Here is a 236-nt window from a genome sequence, read left to right as displayed (position 1 = left end):
TTTTTCAACATTAGTCGGTTCGGTCCTCCAGTTAGTGTTACCCAACCTTCAACCTGCCCATGGCTAGATCACCGGGTTTCGGGTCTATACCCTGCAACTTAGCGCCCAATTAAGACTCGGTTTCCCTTCGGCTCCCCTATGCGGTTAACCTTGCTACAGAATATAAGTCGCTGACCCATTATACAAAAGGTACGCAGTCACCCCATAAAAGAGGCTCCCACTGCTTGTACGTACAC

1 rRNA gene is annotated in these 236 nt (G+C 49.2%); it reads right to left on the bottom strand.

What is annotated here, in order from left to right:
- Positions 1–236: ribosomal RNA gene (locus tag F3J39_RS18720) — 23S ribosomal RNA — on the bottom strand; the annotation flags it as partial.

The organism is Pantoea sp. Acro-807 (assembly GCF_011752675.1).
GTDB classification, from domain to species: Bacteria; Pseudomonadota; Gammaproteobacteria; order Enterobacterales; family Enterobacteriaceae; genus Pantoea; species Pantoea eucrina.
This window is presented reverse-complemented; position numbering and strand designations above follow the sequence as displayed.